The 16740-nt window shown below is 55.2% G+C and carries 13 protein-coding genes; 5 read left to right on the forward strand and 8 right to left on the reverse strand.

Translation table 11 applies throughout. From position 1 onward, the window contains the following. Positions 1 to 117: 117 nt before the first annotated feature. From mgrA to ABQ298_09925, 3 genes are all read right to left on the reverse strand, one after another. Positions 118 to 1113, reverse strand: coding sequence for an L-glyceraldehyde 3-phosphate reductase (gene mgrA, locus ABQ298_09915; GenBank protein MEQ9824688.1), 996 nt, complete (start codon positions 1111 to 1113; stop codon positions 118 to 120). A gap of 119 nt (positions 1114 to 1232) precedes the next feature. Beyond that, positions 1233 to 4559, reverse strand: a complete 3327-nt coding sequence (locus tag ABQ298_09920) for a UTP--glucose-1-phosphate uridylyltransferase (GenBank protein ID MEQ9824689.1) — start codon at positions 4557 to 4559, stop codon at positions 1233 to 1235. Positions 4560 to 4564: 5 nt separating this feature from the next. Next, positions 4565 to 5407, reverse strand: a complete 843-nt coding sequence (locus ABQ298_09925; GenBank protein MEQ9824690.1) for a sugar phosphate nucleotidyltransferase — start codon at positions 5405 to 5407, stop codon at positions 4565 to 4567. A gap of 367 nt (positions 5408 to 5774) precedes the next feature. On the opposite strand from ABQ298_09925, the gene rsmA reads away from it, so the two are divergent. The 4 genes from rsmA (at position 5775) to ABQ298_09945 (ending at position 9577) form a co-directional block, all read left to right on the forward strand. Further along, on the forward strand, positions 5775 to 6605 hold the full coding sequence (rsmA, locus tag ABQ298_09930; GenBank protein MEQ9824691.1) for a 16S rRNA (adenine(1518)-N(6)/adenine(1519)-N(6))-dimethyltransferase RsmA: 831 nt from the start codon (positions 5775 to 5777) through the stop codon (positions 6603 to 6605). Between the two features lie 195 nt (positions 6606 to 6800). After that, positions 6801 to 7823, forward strand: coding sequence for an NAD-dependent epimerase/dehydratase family protein (locus tag ABQ298_09935; GenBank protein MEQ9824692.1), 1023 nt, complete (start codon positions 6801 to 6803; stop codon positions 7821 to 7823). Between the two features lie 32 nt (positions 7824 to 7855). Beyond that, on the forward strand, positions 7856 to 8599 hold the full coding sequence (locus ABQ298_09940) for an SDR family oxidoreductase (protein ID MEQ9824693.1): 744 nt from the start codon (positions 7856 to 7858) through the stop codon (positions 8597 to 8599). A gap of 135 nt (positions 8600 to 8734) precedes the next feature. Next, positions 8735 to 9577, forward strand: a complete 843-nt coding sequence (locus ABQ298_09945; protein MEQ9824694.1) for a hypothetical protein — start codon at positions 8735 to 8737, stop codon at positions 9575 to 9577. A 51-nt stretch (positions 9578 to 9628) separates the two neighbouring features. On the opposite strand, the gene ABQ298_09950 is transcribed toward ABQ298_09945, so the two are convergent. From ABQ298_09950 to ABQ298_09965, 4 genes are read right to left on the reverse strand one after another with little or no spacing between them, the layout of a single operon-like run. Further along, positions 9629 to 10546, reverse strand: a complete 918-nt coding sequence (locus tag ABQ298_09950) for an RlmF-related methyltransferase (protein MEQ9824695.1) — start codon at positions 10544 to 10546, stop codon at positions 9629 to 9631. 21 nt (positions 10547 to 10567) lie between these two features. Next, positions 10568 to 11029, reverse strand: a complete 462-nt coding sequence (locus ABQ298_09955) for an FKBP-type peptidyl-prolyl cis-trans isomerase (protein MEQ9824696.1) — start codon at positions 11027 to 11029, stop codon at positions 10568 to 10570. Between the two features lie 24 nt (positions 11030 to 11053). Beyond that, positions 11054 to 12160, reverse strand: coding sequence for a tRNA (adenosine(37)-N6)-threonylcarbamoyltransferase complex transferase subunit TsaD (tsaD, locus tag ABQ298_09960; GenBank protein ID MEQ9824697.1), 1107 nt, complete (start codon positions 12158 to 12160; stop codon positions 11054 to 11056). A 23-nt stretch (positions 12161 to 12183) separates the two neighbouring features. After that, a complete protein-coding gene (locus ABQ298_09965; protein ID MEQ9824698.1) occupies positions 12184 to 13398 on the reverse strand; it encodes a S41 family peptidase in 1215 nt (404 codons plus the stop codon). Between the two features lie 161 nt (positions 13399 to 13559). Here ABQ298_09965 and ABQ298_09970 point away from each other — a divergent pair, with 161 nt between their 5' ends. Beyond that, a complete protein-coding gene (locus tag ABQ298_09970; GenBank protein MEQ9824699.1) occupies positions 13560 to 15926 on the forward strand; it encodes a heavy metal translocating P-type ATPase metal-binding domain-containing protein in 2367 nt (788 codons plus the stop codon). 24 nt (positions 15927 to 15950) lie between these two features. Here the strand turns inward: ABQ298_09970 and ABQ298_09975 are convergent, their stop codons facing one another. Next, positions 15951 to 16475: a putative metalloprotease CJM1_0395 family protein gene (locus ABQ298_09975; protein MEQ9824700.1), complete on the reverse strand. Its 525-nt coding sequence runs from the start codon at positions 16473 to 16475 to the stop codon at positions 15951 to 15953. Between the last annotated feature and the right edge of the window lie 265 nt (positions 16476 to 16740).

Below are 16740 nucleotides of genomic sequence, written 5' to 3' on the forward strand. Positions count from 1 at the left end.
AGGGTAGGTGGGGTTAGAGTTGTGCGAAGGAAGCCTTCACCTGGGTTCCCAGGTGAAGGCTCTTTTGCATTATACCCAAATGATGAAAAGGCATTGGGTTGTGCATGCAACCTTCTGCTACTCTACCAGAATAGCTTCAATTGCACGCAATTCCTCCTCATCAAAATTTGCGTTGTCGAGTGCTTTGACGTTGTCCTCGATCTGTGAGACCCGGCTCGCTCCGATGAGTGCAGAGGTCACTGTCGTCCGGCGCAGCAGCCAAACCAGCGCGAGCTGGGCCAGGGATTGTCCGCGTTCCTTCGCAATAGCATTGAGCGCGATGAGTTGTTTCAGGCGGGATTCGGTGATGTCTCCGGATTTCAGAAAAGGAGAACCACTGGCTGCGCGGGAATCTTCGGGGATACCAGCAAGGTAGCGCTGGGTGAGCAAGCCCTGGGCGAGCGGACAGAACGGAATACAGCCCATTCCGTTTTCATCGAGAACGTCGAGCAGTTCTGCTTCAACCCATCGGTCAAACATGTTGTAGCGCGGTTGATGAATCAGGCAGGGCGTTCCCAGTTCGCGAAGGATGTGGGCAGCCTGTCGGGTTTGTTCAGCAGAATAATTGGAAACCCCCACATACAGTGCCTTTCCTGCCCGAACGACCGCATCGAGAGCCCCCATGGTTTCCTCCAGAGGAGTGTCAGGATCGGGTCGATGCGAGTAAAAGATGTCCACATAATCCAGCCCCAGCCGTTTCAGACTCTGATCGAGACTGGAAATCAGGTATTTTCGCGATCCCCATTCTCCATACGGACCGTCCCACATGTAGTAACCTGCCTTGGTGGAGATGATGAGTTCATCCCGGTAGGCTGCCAGATCTTCACTGAGGATGCGTCCGAAGTGGGTTTCAGCAGATCCCGGAGGTGGACCGTAGTTATTAGCCAGATCAAAATGGGTGATGCCCAGATCAAAGGACCGGTGGATCATCGCACGCGAGGTTTCGATCAGGGTCTGGTCTCCAAAATTATGCCAGAGTCCGAGTGAAAGCTTCGGAAGTTTGAGTCCACTGCGTCCGCAGCGCTGGTAGAAATCGGAATTCGCGTATCGTGTGGGAGAAGGCGCGTACTGCATGAATGCAAGCGTGTTGAAAACTCCAGGCAGAAGCGAGGGTATTTCTACTAAACCCCGCATTCCACAAATGAAAAGTCCAGGCCTGTCGATGAAGGTGGGTGACAGATGTCGGTGAGGGGTTAGTCCCAACTGCAGAGTGAGGCGATGTAATCGGCTGAACCATCCCGTAGCCACCCATCAAGCTGTGCCTGTTCCTTGAGCTGCTGACCGCGCTGACGATCCACCTTGAGAAATCCGGTTCGGAGTTCGGGAACTGCACTCATATCCCCCCATAGACGTTCGAACTGCAGCACTGGATAGACATCCTCATGACCGCGACCCCATCGTTTTTTCACCTCTTTGAGCGTGATATAGGTCGGCATGCGGGCTGCAAACTTTCGAACGGATGCGCGAACCTTTTGCGGGTCTTTTAAGTCGTGTCGCTCCAGTTCGAAGGCGCGCAGCAGGGAATCGAGATGAACCCATGCGGTTGCGGAGTTGTAGTAGCGGAGCTTGAACTCATCGCGTTCAGAAGGCATCGCCAGGCCCTCAACCAGGCGCGGTTTCCCATCGACACGGGCGAGACCTCCGCCGTGATCGTCGATTTGACGGGAGATGACCTCGAACATCAAATCCTGTCCGGATGCCATGAAAGTGGCAAGCGTGTCGGCATGTAGACTTGCCCCAAGGGTATCAATGTTATGAATGAACAGGTACTGCAGGTCAGGCTGATGGTCGAGCATGCGGGCCATAACGCCATTGAGGAACATGTTGGGAACTTCATACCAGTGACCAACCGGGTGCATGCACTGAAGGGGAAGATTGTCGCGGTAGTCCGAAGCTTCGCCAGTGTTTTCCGCCCAGTCCATCAGCGCCTTGCGAACGCTGCGGCGAACCTTTTCGGATTGTTCATCAAGCTGTTGTTGGGGCAGCACTTCCCACGCAAAATGCAAATCCTCCAGCGTCGGGACAAGGCGCAGGCCCACAGATTTCCCGCGGGACAGCCAAACGGCTGAGTGAGTATGCCGGGCATTTGCATCGTGTTCAAACCAGCTTTGGATGGGACCATGGGTCAGATAACTGGTGGTGAACACATGCAGTGGATGCTGTCCATACTGTTGGTGAATCCGACGTGACTTGGCCAGATGCACTTCCATGAAATTGCGATGTCGACCACCCAGATGGGCAAATGGGTGCAGCGCCTTGACCACGCCAGCTCCCTGCGTCCAGCGCGAGCCTGCACCTGCTGCGAGGGTAATCACTGCCACCTGCCCATTGCGGATCGCGTTTTCGGCACTGGCGATTTGGGTTGCATCCACTTTCGGATGCAGCAGGTCCTGATCCTCAACATCCTCGATTTGGGTGTTGGCGCGCAGGCGGTTTTGGGCGATCCCGATCTTCCCACTTTGCAGTTCACTGCGAATGGTTTCGTGCTGCAGGGGATCAAACCCGTTTTCCTCGAGCAACGCATCGAGGGTGGACAACGGATCTGAAGCGGTTTGGCCCGGATCGCTCAGATCTGGCAGCAAGCCCGAGAGCAGTTCCATGCCGACACCGGCGGGCCAACCCTGCTGGTTGAGACCCCGCGAAACGGACTCAAGGTCTGCCCGGTCGGTACGGGTGCGCTCATTCGGCGAAAGTTGCAGCAGGCGATTGAGCCGAAGTCGGTAGTAGGAGGACGGAAACAGGGGTGCCAGTGCAGCGGTGGAACCTGCATCGTTGATGGCAAAATCGTAGATAACCGGGTCCATCGCAAAGGGGAGAGCATGCTCCATTTGGCGTTTGGTCCTGAGCAGAATTTCATGGATGATGGATTTTGCGCTCTGCTGTCGCGCGGGTGCGACCATGAATCCCATGCCACCGCCGGACATGCCGCCAAGCATCCAAAATCCCCAGAAATCTTCACCTAGCGCAGTGCGGACCTGTTCGATCACGCGTTCGGTGTAGGCGTTGCTGGCCCAGGGAATGATGCGTTTGAGGGGTCCGAAAAAATGACGTGTGGTGAGTTCTCCAAGCTTTTGAATGTCACCTTCTTCGAGGGCCTTGAGTATGTGTTGGGTGATCTCGAGGGACTCCAGGCGTGCGGTCCAGTCATCACGGGTTCGCAGCAGGTAGCGCTCGGTCACCATTTCGAGAATGGGACCTACATTTTGTGCCATGCCCCCATGAACGAGAATCAACGAGTCCTGAAGTGCCTGACGTGCCGAGGGAGAAATTTGATCGGGGCCAAAAACGGTGTGGCGCGGAAGCAGTTTGCCACGACTGACTCCGAATTCACGGTCGCGCTCCTGTGCCAGGCAACCCTCGATCAGCTTGATGCCTGGCCATACTCCACCGGAGTCCTGCCAGCCGCCACCGGAGCCACCGAGCCACTCTCCGAGGATTGCCCGGGCGGCGATGAGTCGGCGCTCATTTTCTGCAAGCGGACCGGTAAGGTGCTTGACCTGTTCTGTCGCACGCATGCAGACAGAGATCAGTGCGGCGAGCAAGTTGGTTGAAACCGCCAGGCGCGAACCCTTTGGAATGTTTTCGACGGAGCTGACCAGCTCAAATCCAAGACCCGGTCCAATCATGCGTTCGAGCAGGGCAGAAAGAGGTTCATCGGAACCCTCCATGCCCGGAGGAACCAGTCCGGAGGCGATCACGGCAGCCTTGAGCAGGCCCAGATAGTCGCGTCCGAAGTCAAAAATTTCATGAAAGGAGCGGATGCTCGCACTGCATTCCAGGTCGATTGACACCAGGCGGATGACTGGCTCGTCAATGACACGGAAGTAGGCTTGAACAGGAGGTTTGGGTCCATGGGCCGCATCGCGCAGGGCGAGATCGATGGAAATGTTGATCACCCGTGCATATTCGGGGCGATCCATGCCGAGGAAAAAAATGTCGCTCCAGGAACTATGAGAGAGGTCCATGCGTACTGCGGTTTTTTCCGCGAGGATCGGGAAGCAACCAGCACCCTCTCTGAGTTCATTGCGGATGCGAAGCGGAAAATCGAGCGGGTGACCTGTTCGGAACATCCATTGGTTGCCGACAACGCCGCGCACGCAGGAGCGGACCTGGTCGGCAAGGAATTGAAGGCCCAGTCGCATGTAGGCGTGAGCCAGTCCGCTGCTGATGGTGTCGTTGAGTCTTGGATCCGCTTCGGCCTGGAGAAAGGTCGTAATTGCCTCGGTGAATCGACGGCTGAGCAGGTGCTGAAAAGCGGTGTGGGGAATGGGACCGTAGCGATTCAGGCCGGTTTTTTGCGGTAGCACAAAACGATGAATGGCATAGAGGAAGAAGAGGGCACGAACGCGATGGTAGAGATTGTCTGTGGATTTCCAGAATCGTTCGAGTTCTTCGCAAGACTTGAGCAGCCTGTCCAGGGGCATATCCCTGCAGATGTGAAACAGAGACGTGTCGCGGACGGAAGCTTCCTGCGAGAGGATCACTTCCACAAAGGGGTCCATGTGTTCGGTTGCAGGCATCGCGATCAGGGTTTGCTGGAGGCGAGCAGGCTGATCAACCCCGAGAGCACCTCGTCGCGGTGTTTACTGTCCAGCGCGAGCGCCAGCTGGGCAAAAAGCAGACCGTGGCGGTTTTCCAGATCATACCGTTTTCCCTTCAATTCGACGGCGAGGTATTGACCCTCGCGACCATAGGCGAGCAAGGCTTCCGAAAATCCGGTAAATGCACCTGATTCGGTCATGTGAAGGAATTCAAAAATCCGGGGGGTAAGTAGGTGGATGCCAAAGAAACAGAGGTAATATCCACTGCGCATGCCGGGCACCCACAATTTTTCCTCCGCTTCCGTCGGAGTGGGTTTTTCGATCACTTCGTGGATGCGGTAAAGTGCACGGTTGGCATCAAAATACTCTCCGCCGATGGTGCCAAAAAACCGGATTTGACTTTCATGAGTCGACTGAACTGCGGAAACCGGACAATTCTCCTGCAGATAGGGTTCGATGACCTGAGTCACGCAGTTTTTTCCTGAATCCTGGCTGACGAAGATGTGATCACCAACCATCAGAATGAAGTCATCCTCCCCCACAAAATCGCGTGCCAGCGAAACCGCATGGCCATACCCGAGGCGTTCGTGTTGCACAATGAAGCTCAGTTTGTCCACATGTTCTCCGGCAGCCTCCATGTAGAGGGATTCCGTTCCTGGCGATACGACCATGCCAATCTCCCGAATGCCTGCTTCGACGAGTTCCTGAATCTGCGAGAAAAGAGTCGTGACCGGATAACCTTCACGCCCGGTGAGAGTTTGCACGGGAAGGTGGCGATGGGAGACTCCTGCGGAGGTGATGACAGCTTTATTGGAAAATTCACTCATGGCGGCAGCGAGTTGGATCAGCGCGACAGGTCAGGCAGGCAATCGATCATCATGTTCATGTGGGAAGCGATAACGAGATGCAGGCGTTTGAGATCAAAGCGGAGCACCTTCATGCCGTTCCGGCCGTGTGTTCGGAGAAGGGATCACAAGTTGATGGTGAAGCGGTTAGGTTATGGGGTGCGCGTGGGCAAGGTAAAGCAAATTTCCATGGAACTGCATGGAATTCATGCGTCGCTTCATACGGAAGTTCAAGAAGCTTGATGCGTTGCCAGAATGGGGAAGGATGCTTTTGCAGATGGGCTGGGCATGAAGGTTTCACCGGTATTCGCGATTGTCTTTTGCGAAAGCTTGGGTTGGATCGAAGCCTGTGAATCGAAGCGAACTCATCGATTACTTTCGGACCACCGGGTTTCATCCCAGTCACCGCATGGGGCAAAATTTTCTGGTGGACCGCAACCTCGCGCAGAAACTGGTGGCACTGGCGAAGGTTGAACCGGGGAGTAAGGTCGTCGAAGTCGGGCCGGGCATGGGTATGATCACACGTGCGATTCTGGAGACCGGTGCCAGCTTGTGGACTGTCGAAAAAGATGAGCGCTTGTGGCACTACCTGAATGCACGGCTGCAACCCGAATTTCCAGACCAACTGCGACTGCTCCGGGGCGATGCCGTGCAGCACCCGCTGGCAGCAGCCATGCCGGTTGCAGAGCTGACCGTGATTGCAAATCCGCCTTTTGCCATCACAGGACCCTGGCTGGCAGCAGTGCTGGATGCAGGCTTCCCTCGGGAGATGTCGCTCTTGTTGCAGAAGGAAGCAGTGGATCGGTTGACGGCAAGGGCCGGGAGCAAGTCCTATGGAGTGCTTCCGATCCGCATGCAAGCGGCATACGATGTGGTGGCGACCCATGCTGTGCCCCCGCAGAGTTTTTATCCGGCTCCGAGCATTGATTCTCAGATCGTCTTGTTGAGGAGAAAGGCGGAACCCGTTGAATTGCCGAACCGGTTGATCACAGTGATGCAGGCATTGTTCCAACAGCGGCGCAAGCAGATGGGAAGTCGACTTCGGTCGCTTTTAACGGAAGGGGAACGTCACACTTGGGAGCACGTCTTTGAGAGGAATGGATTGACGCTGCAGAGCCGACCCGAGCAGGTCCCGCTGGATGCATGGATCATGCTGGCCCGACTGATGGAAACCGGGTGAAGCGGGGTGTCTGTCGGGGTACATGCCATTCACCTGAAGCGACGCGCACGTGAGCCGGGAGATACATGCTCTGAGGGGAACGTTCATCGTGAAAGGATTGCATTTGGTGCTGGAATCCTTGCCGTAGCTCCATCGATTTGATAGTCTGCACCTTCCCTTTTCACAGACAATCCCTAACCCCAATCGCAATCCATCATGAAAGTCCTATTGATCGGCGGAACTGGAACCATCAGCATGGCGATCACGCGCCAACTGCTCGCCCAAGACGTGCAGGTAACCCTGCTCAACCGTGGAAATCGCAATAACGGACTGAATGGTCCAAATTTGCGATATCTGCATGGAGACATTCACGACGAGCCGCAAATGAGGGACTTGCTCGCAGAGGAAACCTTTGACGTGGTTGCGGATTTCATTGCGTTCACGCCCGCTCACCTCGAACGGGACTTTCGCTTGTTCAGGGACAGATGTGGACAGTTTGTGTTCATCAGCTCGGCTTCTGCCTATCAGTCTCCACCAGTGGATTATCGTATCAATGAGGGAACTCCCCTGCAGAATCCTTTCTGGAAATACTCACGCGATAAAATTGCCTGTGAAGCGTACTTGTTGGAGCAGTATCGCGACCACGGATTTCCGGTAACACTCGTGCGACCCAGTCACACTTATGATGAGCGATCCATTCCGCTGGGGGTGCACGGAGCGCGTGGAAGCTGGCAGGTGGCCAAACGCATGCTGGAAGGTAAGCCTGTGATCATACACGGAGACGGAACTTCGCTCTGGACCCTCACTCACAATCGGGATTTTGCGACAGGATTCATTGGATTGCTCGGGAACATTCACGCGATCGGGGAAGCGGTACAGATCACCTCCGATGAAAGTCTGACCTGGAATCAGATTTATGGGTGTATCGCCCATGCGCTGGGGGTTGAGCTGCGCGCGGTGCATGTGTCTTCCCGTTTCCTTGCAGACTGCAGCGACTACGATTTTGAAGGAGGATTACTGGGGGATAAGGCCAACTCAGTGGTGTTTGACAATTCCAAGCTCAAGCGACTGGTGCCCGGGTTTCAGGCGACCACGCGATTTGACCAGGGGATTCGGGAAACAGTGCAACATATCCTCAATCATGCAGAACTCCAGGTGGAAGATCCGGAGTTTGACCAATGGTGTGATCGTGTGATTGCGGCGATGCAGCAGGCACTGAACGGGGTCAAAACTTCCTGACATTCTGTCACGAATAAGAAAGGAACGAAATCATGATATCCGTTAAGGGAAAATGGGCACTGATCACTGGAGCGAGTCGGGGAATTGGAACCCTTGTCGCGCGCTTCATGGCAGATCAGGGCTGTCATTTAATTCTTCACAGTCGCAAAGTAGAGCACTGTGAAGCACTGGCAAGGGAGCTTCGTGTGCTGGGAGTTGAAGTGGTAACGGTTGCGGGTGAATTGGGGGATCTCGCGGCGGTTCGCGCGATGCTCGAAGCAATTGATGCGCTGGAAGTTCCGGTGGACCTGCTGTTTAACAATGCGGCGGTGCAAATTGCGTATCGTCAGGATTTTTGGCAGACTCCGGCTGATGATTACGAGCAGAGTTTTCGCATCAACTGCATTGCTCCTGCGATGATGTGCTACCACTTCATGCTGGGTATGATTGCCAGAGGATTTGGACGCGTGATCAACACGACGAGCGGTATTCGCGATGAACCCGAGCAGGCTGGATATTCGGCTAGCAAGGCGGCACTCGACAAAATCACGAAGGATTTGGGGACCAAGGTTGAAGGCAGCAATGTGATCATCAGCTTGACGGATCCCGGTTGGTGTCGAACGGATCTCGGAGGTCCCCGGGCACCCAACGACCCGGCATCTGCACTTCCCGGAGTGATCGTGGGCGCCTTTGTCAACGATGGGCGCAGTGGGAGGATGTTCCATGCTCAGGATTTTGCGGAGCTTTCGCTGGCGGATGCGGTGAAAAAAGCGGAGAGCCTGGTTCGGCATGACTGATGGGGTCGGATGGAACCTGGGAAAGGGGAGATCAACTTGCGGTTGACCTGAACGGGATTCCGCATTGATTGCTGAGTGATCTGCAGCAGCTTTGCGGCGGCGCAGTGATTGGAATTACTCATGCTCCCAAACCTGATGATGTTGAAACCTCGATTCAGCGTATTCGTTGCACTGGTGCTTACATTCAGTGCAGTTCCACTGGCAAGTCTGGCTCAGTCAGAGGGGTTGCCCCAAGGCACAGGTTGGACGAGCAGCAGCTTTGATTCACCCGGGTCAACCCATGGAGAGGGGTTCAAGGTTTCGTTTCAAGTGGAGCTCAAAGGAAACGCAGCGGAGACGATGGACCGCATCACTCTCGAGGGAGAGACGCGAGTTCAGAATTCACGTTTGGATCTCTATTTCAAGCAGAAGGAACGTGAGTATCAGAGTTCCGGGTCTGTTTCGGGCATGGGAGCGATGACCGATGCGGCGCAGCGAACCCGTCCAGAGCGTCCGTCACGTGATGGCGGGCTTCCAGAGTCCGGCTTGGCGGAGCAGATGGGAAGTGACAGCTGGGGAGATAGTTGGGGCGAGCCGCAAGCCAGTCTATTGCAGGGGCATTTCAAACTGCTTCGACTGCAGCCCTTGGCGAGCACTGGTAATGTGACGGCGGAACTCTATATTGGGAAAGAAACCTTTTCCCCTCATTTGGAAGCACTTGAGGTGCGGCTCAATCCATTCAAAAAAACGGTCATGGAAGTGGTCATGTCGGGATTTACCAAGGTGGACCTGCGCAATGTCCGTGTGGTAGTGGATCTTGATGGTCCCGTGAAGCCCGAGTGGAAGGAGCAGGAGTTCAGCGCGATCTTTCAGGTTGAACTTCAGATTGGAGAGTATGCGAGTGAATGGGATTCCGGCTTTGGTGATGAGCCTGAAATTCAGTGGGTCGAGGATGAGGAGAGCACTGAATCAGAGGAAGCCCAAGGGGATCTCTTTTGAACGGCAAACAAGCTGTTGTCGCTGCAGCCAACGTGTGGTGGTGGGTGAAGCTTACGAGCAGGTATTGAATCGCCAAGCGAGAATGCGTGACTGCTTGTTGCCGTGCTGCATGGGAAGGATGCGCACTTCGGCAGGATTGAGTTTTTCGAGCATGGGCTTGAGCTGGGTAACGGAAGATGCCCGCGAGAGCAGAGTGGTGAACCAATGCACTCGAGATGCATGGACGGCGCTCTCATGGAGCAGTTGTTGCACAAACCCGACCTCGCCCTCAGGGTAACAGAGTTCGTGAATCCATCCCCCGGTGCTCCGAAACCTGGGGTGGCTGGGAAGATTGCGCCGCAGATGCGTGCGATGTTTGTGATGATGTGCCCGAGCTGCGGACTCCGGGGAATCATAGAAAGGGGGATTGCAGACGGTGGCGGTGATCTGATCATCGTTGTGGAGCACGCCCTGCAAAATTCGAGCGGGATCAGCCTGAACCCTTATGACTATTCTTGACGCGATTTGCGGGTTGCGCAGCAGCGTAGTCCGAAGGCACTGGAGGGATGGCGGGCTTGCATCGCAGGCAATGACACGCCACTTGAAATGGGAGGCGGCGAGCAGGGCGTATATCCCGCTGGCACCCGTTCCGATGTCGAGCAGCGTGACCTCAGGAACGTTTTTTCCGATCAGCGAGCGCAGATGGAAAAGGTAGTCGATGCGTCCCGGAATGGTGGGGCAGAGGTAGGGTTCGGGAAGCTCCCAATCTGATATCCCGTAGTCGTTTTCCAGGATCGCGCGATTGAGCAACCGAACTGCTGTCGGGTCGGAGAACCGGATCCAGCGTCCGGAACCGTCCGGTTTTTCGATCAAGTGAGAGTTTAGTTTGGGAAAAGCACTTGCGAGCTGGTCAAAATCGTAAGGTCCGACGTGAGGATTGTCGGGATGAAATCCCGAAATTGCCGGGTGTTTTTCATCCTCATTTTGCATTGGAAAGGGGGCAGAATTGGGTCAGCGCAGGATGCTGACCAGCTCCACCTCAAAGTGAAGGGTCGAATGAGCGGGGATGCGCGCTGATGCACGTTCACCATAAGCGAGATGCGATGGGATAAAGACCTCCCAGATGGATCCGACCGGCATCAATTGCAGGGCCTCACTCCAGCCATCAATCAGTTTGTCCACCTCAAAAATTGCGGGTGGGCGAATGATTTCGGTTTCATCGAAGATGGTGCCATCGAGCAGATATCCCTGATAATAAACCTCAACGCGGTCATGGGGTCCGGGTCGTGGACCATCCCCCTCAACAAGTATGCGGTACTGCAACCCGCTTTCAGTGGTAATGACACCTTCTTTTTTGGCGTTTTCCTCGAGGAAGCGCTCTCCCTCGATACGATTGGATTCGCTTGCACTGACGCTGGATACAAGCAGCAGGAGTAATGAAAAAAAGAACGAAATGCCTGACAAAACCTTCATGGCAGCAGCGTGAAACATCGTCTGCTACTTTGCAACAGCAGATCCATGTTCGGTGGGTGCGGCATCGACTCGCAGTGAGGGGTCAAACGTGAGTGATTGTTCCCTGCTGTCGGGAAGGTTGTAGTCCGGCTGCATCCATGCGGCAAAGGCGATCATGGACGCATTGTCACCCGTATGTTTGCGTTCCGCCATGAGTACCGGAACCTTGTGCTTGCGACCCAGCGCTTCAAAATGGTTTCGCAGCAGACCATTGTTGGACACTCCACCGGACAAGCCGATGGATTTCCAGTCTCCTGAACTTAACACGTGGCGAGTCTTGCGAATAAGTTGATGCACCACTGCGCCCTGGTAGGCGTAGCAGAGGTTGGGGAGTTCCTGCTCGACAGTGGCGTCATCCATTTTTTCGAGTGTGTAGCGCAGGCTGGTTTTCAGGCCGGAAAAACTGAAGCGCAAGTCCTTGGGATTGGGGAAGGAAACGGGAAACTCGAGTCCGGCTGGTCCGCCACTGCGTGCGAGTTTTTCGATGACGGGTCCACCCGGGTAGGCGAGGCCGAGCAATTTGGCTCCCTTGTCGATGGCTTCTCCTGCAGCGTCATCGACGGTTTCTGCAAGAATTGAGATCCGGAGACTGGTATCGATTCGAATGAGCAGGGTATTTCCTCCAGATACGATCAAACCCAAGTGTGGAAGAAGGGAGTGGAGCTGCACGCGAAAGGAAGACGGGTCTGCTGCGTGCAGGGGAATAAAGGGCGAATAGGCATGGCCCTGCAGGTGGTTGACTCCCACGAGGGGTAAGTCGAGACTCAAGGCGAGCGCTTTGGCGAGTGTGATTCCCATGGCGAGGCAGGCGGCAAGGCCGGGTCCCCGGGTGACGGCGATCTGCTGCACTTGTTGAAAGTCCAGTTCGTTTCGCAGTCGTTCCAGCAAGGGGAAAAAGTTTTCCAGGTGTTCGCGGCTTGCGAGGTCAGGCACGACTCCACCGTAGCTGGCATGAAGCTCCAGTTGGCTGCAGATGTACTCGTGGCTGAGGCCCGCAGTCGGACAAAAACAGGCAACTGCGGATTCATCACAGGAACTCTCAACTCCCAGTATCATGGCTGCATGTTCAACCGGATTCGTTGAATGGCGCAAGCCCGATTCTGGAAACAGGCGGCTCAGGAGGAACGCTGGAGTGAGCGCAGGGCTGCGCTCCAATAAGGATCACCCTCCGCCGCATAGGGTGCGATCCCCTGGCGTTCCCGCATACGCTGAGTAGTGTAGTCGTTGTCGCTCAACGGGATCCTGACATCGGGCTGAATACCCACTTCATGGATGGTGGAACCGTCGGGAAAAAAGTAGTAGCTGGAAGTCTTTTTGTAGGCATCGCCCCGGCGCATGCGGTAAACGGTCTGGATCGATCCCTTACCCAAGGTGGTTTCTCCTACGATGGTAGCCTTTCCTGTGACCTGCAGGGAACCAGCGAGAATCTCGGATGCACTGGCGGAGTTTCGATTGACGAGAATGACAACGGGTGTGTTGTGGATCATCCGGGGTCGCCGCGCGTGGTAGGTGCGTTCACGGTCACCCTCGGTGCTTCGGGTTTGCAGCATGAGTTCCCCGCGATCATAGAAGGCATCGAGCATGTCAATGGAGCTTTGCATAACGCCTCCCATGTTGTTGCGCAGGTCGATGACGATACCCTGCAGCGCTGGTGTGGAATGGGCACGGAGAGCTTCGTAAAATTCGTCATCGGTTTTTTCACCGAATTGGTCGATCTTCAGGTAAAGCACTCCATCTTCGGTACGGTGTACTCCGCGTATACTTGGGATGTCAATTGCACTGCGCTGCAGCACCAGGTCGATGATTTGTTGATCCCGCAGCACCTGAAGCTTGAGTTCAGTGCCTGCGGTGCCGCGGATCTGGTGCACGACACGGGAGAAATTCCAGCCACGCACGTCGAGATCATTGATTCGGGTGATGACATCGCCTCGATGCATGCCGAATCGTTCTGCGGGACTCCCCTCAAACACATCGCGAACTTCGGCACCCTGTGGATTGCTCATCAAGGACACTCCGATGCCTTCATACTCCTGACGGGAATCGATGGAAAATGATTCGAACTGGTCCTCGGACAGATAGGTGGAATACTGATCAACGGACTGGAGGGCCTGTTTCAGCTGGGTTCGGTCTTCGTCGCGACTCAAGGCCCAGAAAGGATCGCGAGCTACGAGACCTGTGCGGGATAAAATGTGATGAACCGCCGACTCGATACCGACGGCCTCGAGCACTTCGGGTTTTCGATGGTAGAGGATCCACACCGACTGCAAGCCGATAATCATCCAGCAGATGGCCAGAATCCAGGGGGTGCTGTGTTTCAGTCGTGGTTTCAAGGTTCGTGAAATTTGAAAACAGTTGGAAATTGCTCCGTTATGCGCCAATTGTCAAACGAGGGGAGGTGCTCTTTGATTGTCAGAATTCTCCACATCGGATGTGGTGGATGCAGAATCCCGCGATGCAGGTGCATCCCCCTGGGTAGAAATCGTTAGCATCCATGTCGAAAACCGAAAAAACCTGTCTACACTGTGGTGCTCCCTTTCAGGGGAGTTCTGATTTTTGCTGCCGAGGCTGCGAATATGTGCACCACCTCATTGTGGAGGAGGGCTTTGATCGCTACTATGAGTTGAAGGATAAAAACCTGCAGCCTGTGGGCACGACAGCTTTTGTGCAGCGCGATGACCGTGAGTTGGTTGAGAAGTGGCGGCAGCGAGAAGAGGTGGCACCTGGAGTCCTTCAGCAGGATTTTGAACTCAAGGGAATTTCCTGTGTGGGCTGTGTCTGGCTGATTGAGAAAGTCTTTTCCAGATATGACGGAGCAGTGGGGATCGAGATCGATCCGCAGCACGGCCGTGTTTCGATCGAGGCAGCGCGGGAGTTTGAGCTTGCGGCATTTGCGGGGGAGATCCAGCGATTTGGTTACACCCTAAGGGAATGGTCGGGAGCACGAGGGCAAGAGTCGGAAGGACAGACTGCCGGGGGCAAGATTGGGGTTTGTGCGTTCCTTGCACTGAATGCAATGGCATTCACCCTACCATTTTACCTGGGAATGTCGCAGGACGATGCACTGGCTCCGTTGCTGCGGTTTGGGATTGTTGTGCTGGCATCCTTCAGTGTGCTGCTGGGAGGTTCCTTCTTTTTTCGACGTGCGCTGGCCTCGCTGCGCATGGGAATGTTGCACATCGACCTTCCGATTGCGCTTGGAATCGCAGTGGCCTACGCGGGATCTCTGGTGGGTTGGATGACGCGGGATCCCGATCTGTTTTATTTTGATTTCATTGCCATCTTCATTGTTCTGATGCTGGTCGGGCGTTGGTTCCAGGAACGGGTGACCGAGCGAAACGTGCACCAGGGGTACGAGGCGCATCCCTCAGAGCAGTTTGTGGAACAACTGGAGGGTAGCGGTGAACGAGTCGGAAGGTTGAATGTCAGGGATTTGCAGCGCGGCATGGGGTATATTCTACCGGCAGGGGCATGGGTGCCCGTACAGTCGCGACTCGAATCCAGTGAATTGTTACTCAGCCTCGAGTCCATCAATGGCGAGTCCGACCCTCGGGTCTACACAAAAGGTGACGTCATCCCGGCAGGAGCCATGATCCTTTCGAGAGGAGAGGCAGCGGTGATGCACGCCCAGGAGGATTGGTCCCAATCCTTGCTCAAGCGACTCTTTGAAATCCAGTCGGGAGGTCGTCGGGAAAGTTCGCTGATGGAACGGATTCTGAAGGTTTACATCCTGGTGGTGATTGCGTTGGCAGGACTGGGCCTGGTCGTGTGGGGATTGGGCATTGGGGACTGGCGAACGGGATTCCAGGTCACCGTGTCCATCCTGGTCGTTTCATGCCCCTGCGCCATTGGATTGGCCTATCCACGAATCAATGACCAATGTGCAAGATGGCTGAGGACGCGAGGGGTTTACGTACGCCTCCACAGTCTTTGGGGCAGGTTAAAGCAAGTGCGGCAATTGTGTTTCGACAAGACCGGAACACTCACGCTGGAAACTCTTGAACTGCTCAATCCCGAAGATTTGAAAACGCTCTCAGATGGCCAGTTTCAGGCGTTGTTTGCGTTGGTGGACCGTAACCTTCACCCGGTGGGTCGTTCGCTGAAAGAACATTTGCTGACACAGAAACCCTCGCTGTTGCGCTCGAGTGAGCCGAGAGAAGCGGTTGAGGAAACCGTGGGTTTTGGGGTGAAGACACGATGGATGGGTCGGGTGTATGAACTGCGGAAAAGCAGTGACCCATGCCGCGCTGGGATGAGTGATTTTATGGAGCAAGGAGAATGCATCGCATCCTTCGCATTCAGGGATTCGGTTCGTCGTGACGTGGAGTCCTGTGTGCAGTGGTTTGAACAAAACGGGTTGTCGGTCAGCATCATCAGTGGAGACAGCGCGGATCGAGTGCGGCAACTTGCGGATTCCCTGGGATTACCGACGGAGCGTGCTGTGGGTGGGATGGATCCTGTCGCCAAGGCTCGATGGATCGATGAGCGGGAACCGGAAACCGTCATGATGGTGGGTGATGGTGCCAACGATGCGCTTGCCTTTGAGCGTGCGGGATGCCGGGCGACTCCGGTGATCGGTCGGGGCATTCTGGAGAATCACTCGGATTTTTTCTTTTTGGGGCAGGGAATCCAGGGTGTGGTGGATGTTTTTCGCCTGGCCTCCCTGAGGCAGCGCACGCTGCATCAGGTGCTGTCCCTCACCTTGAGTTACAATGCAATTGTCGTGGTCATTGCGATGCTGGGGTGGATGAATCCGCTATTGGCGGCGATTCTGATGCCGTTGAGTTCCATTGTAACGGTCAGTTGGGCATCGCTTTGTCTGGCGAGCGGGCGACTCAATCGCATGCTGACCCAGCTCTGAGACCCATAAATCAATGGGCCGCTCTCAGGCCTGTACTTCGAGCTGGTTGCTGGAAAATTTGTCAGCGGGAATGGATGCGGATGACTGCGCCTCAATCCCGTTTCGGTAGGTTTCCATTGCCGTGCGCTGGCTCAGGATCGAAACCCGCGATGCGGCGCTCGCCGCGACGTTGAGATCGGCCTGGGAGGGGTTCGATACCGAAACCGCAGCCCGTTGGATGGTCTGCAGCACCTTGCGAATGTCCTCCGGCTTGGTGGAATTGAACTTGGGATTCACCTCAACGCTTCCGTTAATCACGTAGGGACGACCATCCGGGCCGACTTGGTACTCATAGCGAATGGCACCGGCGTGACGGCCCAGCAGGCGTGCGTGAGCTTCTTCTTCCTTGCGAACGGTTGCATCGCGCAGGCGAAGCTCCTGAAGCATCCGGCGCTGTTCTTCGCTGAGTTCCCGGGAGGATGAAGTGGGTGCAGAGGCGTCAGGATCGGTCAACCCACTCACGTTTTCCTGCTTGGGCAAAAAAAAGGGAGCGGCTTTTCCTTTGATCATGATTTGCGGGTTCGAGCGCATTTCATGGAAGCCTGTCAGCGGTTCTGTCATGAGCCATTCTCAATATTCCAAGTCTGGTAATCGGAAAAAATGCTTTAAAGTTAAGGGTGTTTTAAAGATTTTTACAATTTCGGCCCGCTCAGGTGAATCAATCCTGCAATAGTTGGATGCTTCCGAAGCCGGATGGGGCGAGAGAGGGGATGGTTATCTTCGGTGCAGAAGGAGTGAATTTACGCAAAACCTGCTTTATTGACAGGAAAGCGTG

The sequence above is a fragment of the Puniceicoccaceae bacterium genome (genome assembly GCA_040224245.1).
GTDB lineage: Bacteria > Verrucomicrobiota > Verrucomicrobiia > Opitutales > JAFGAQ01 > JAKSBQ01.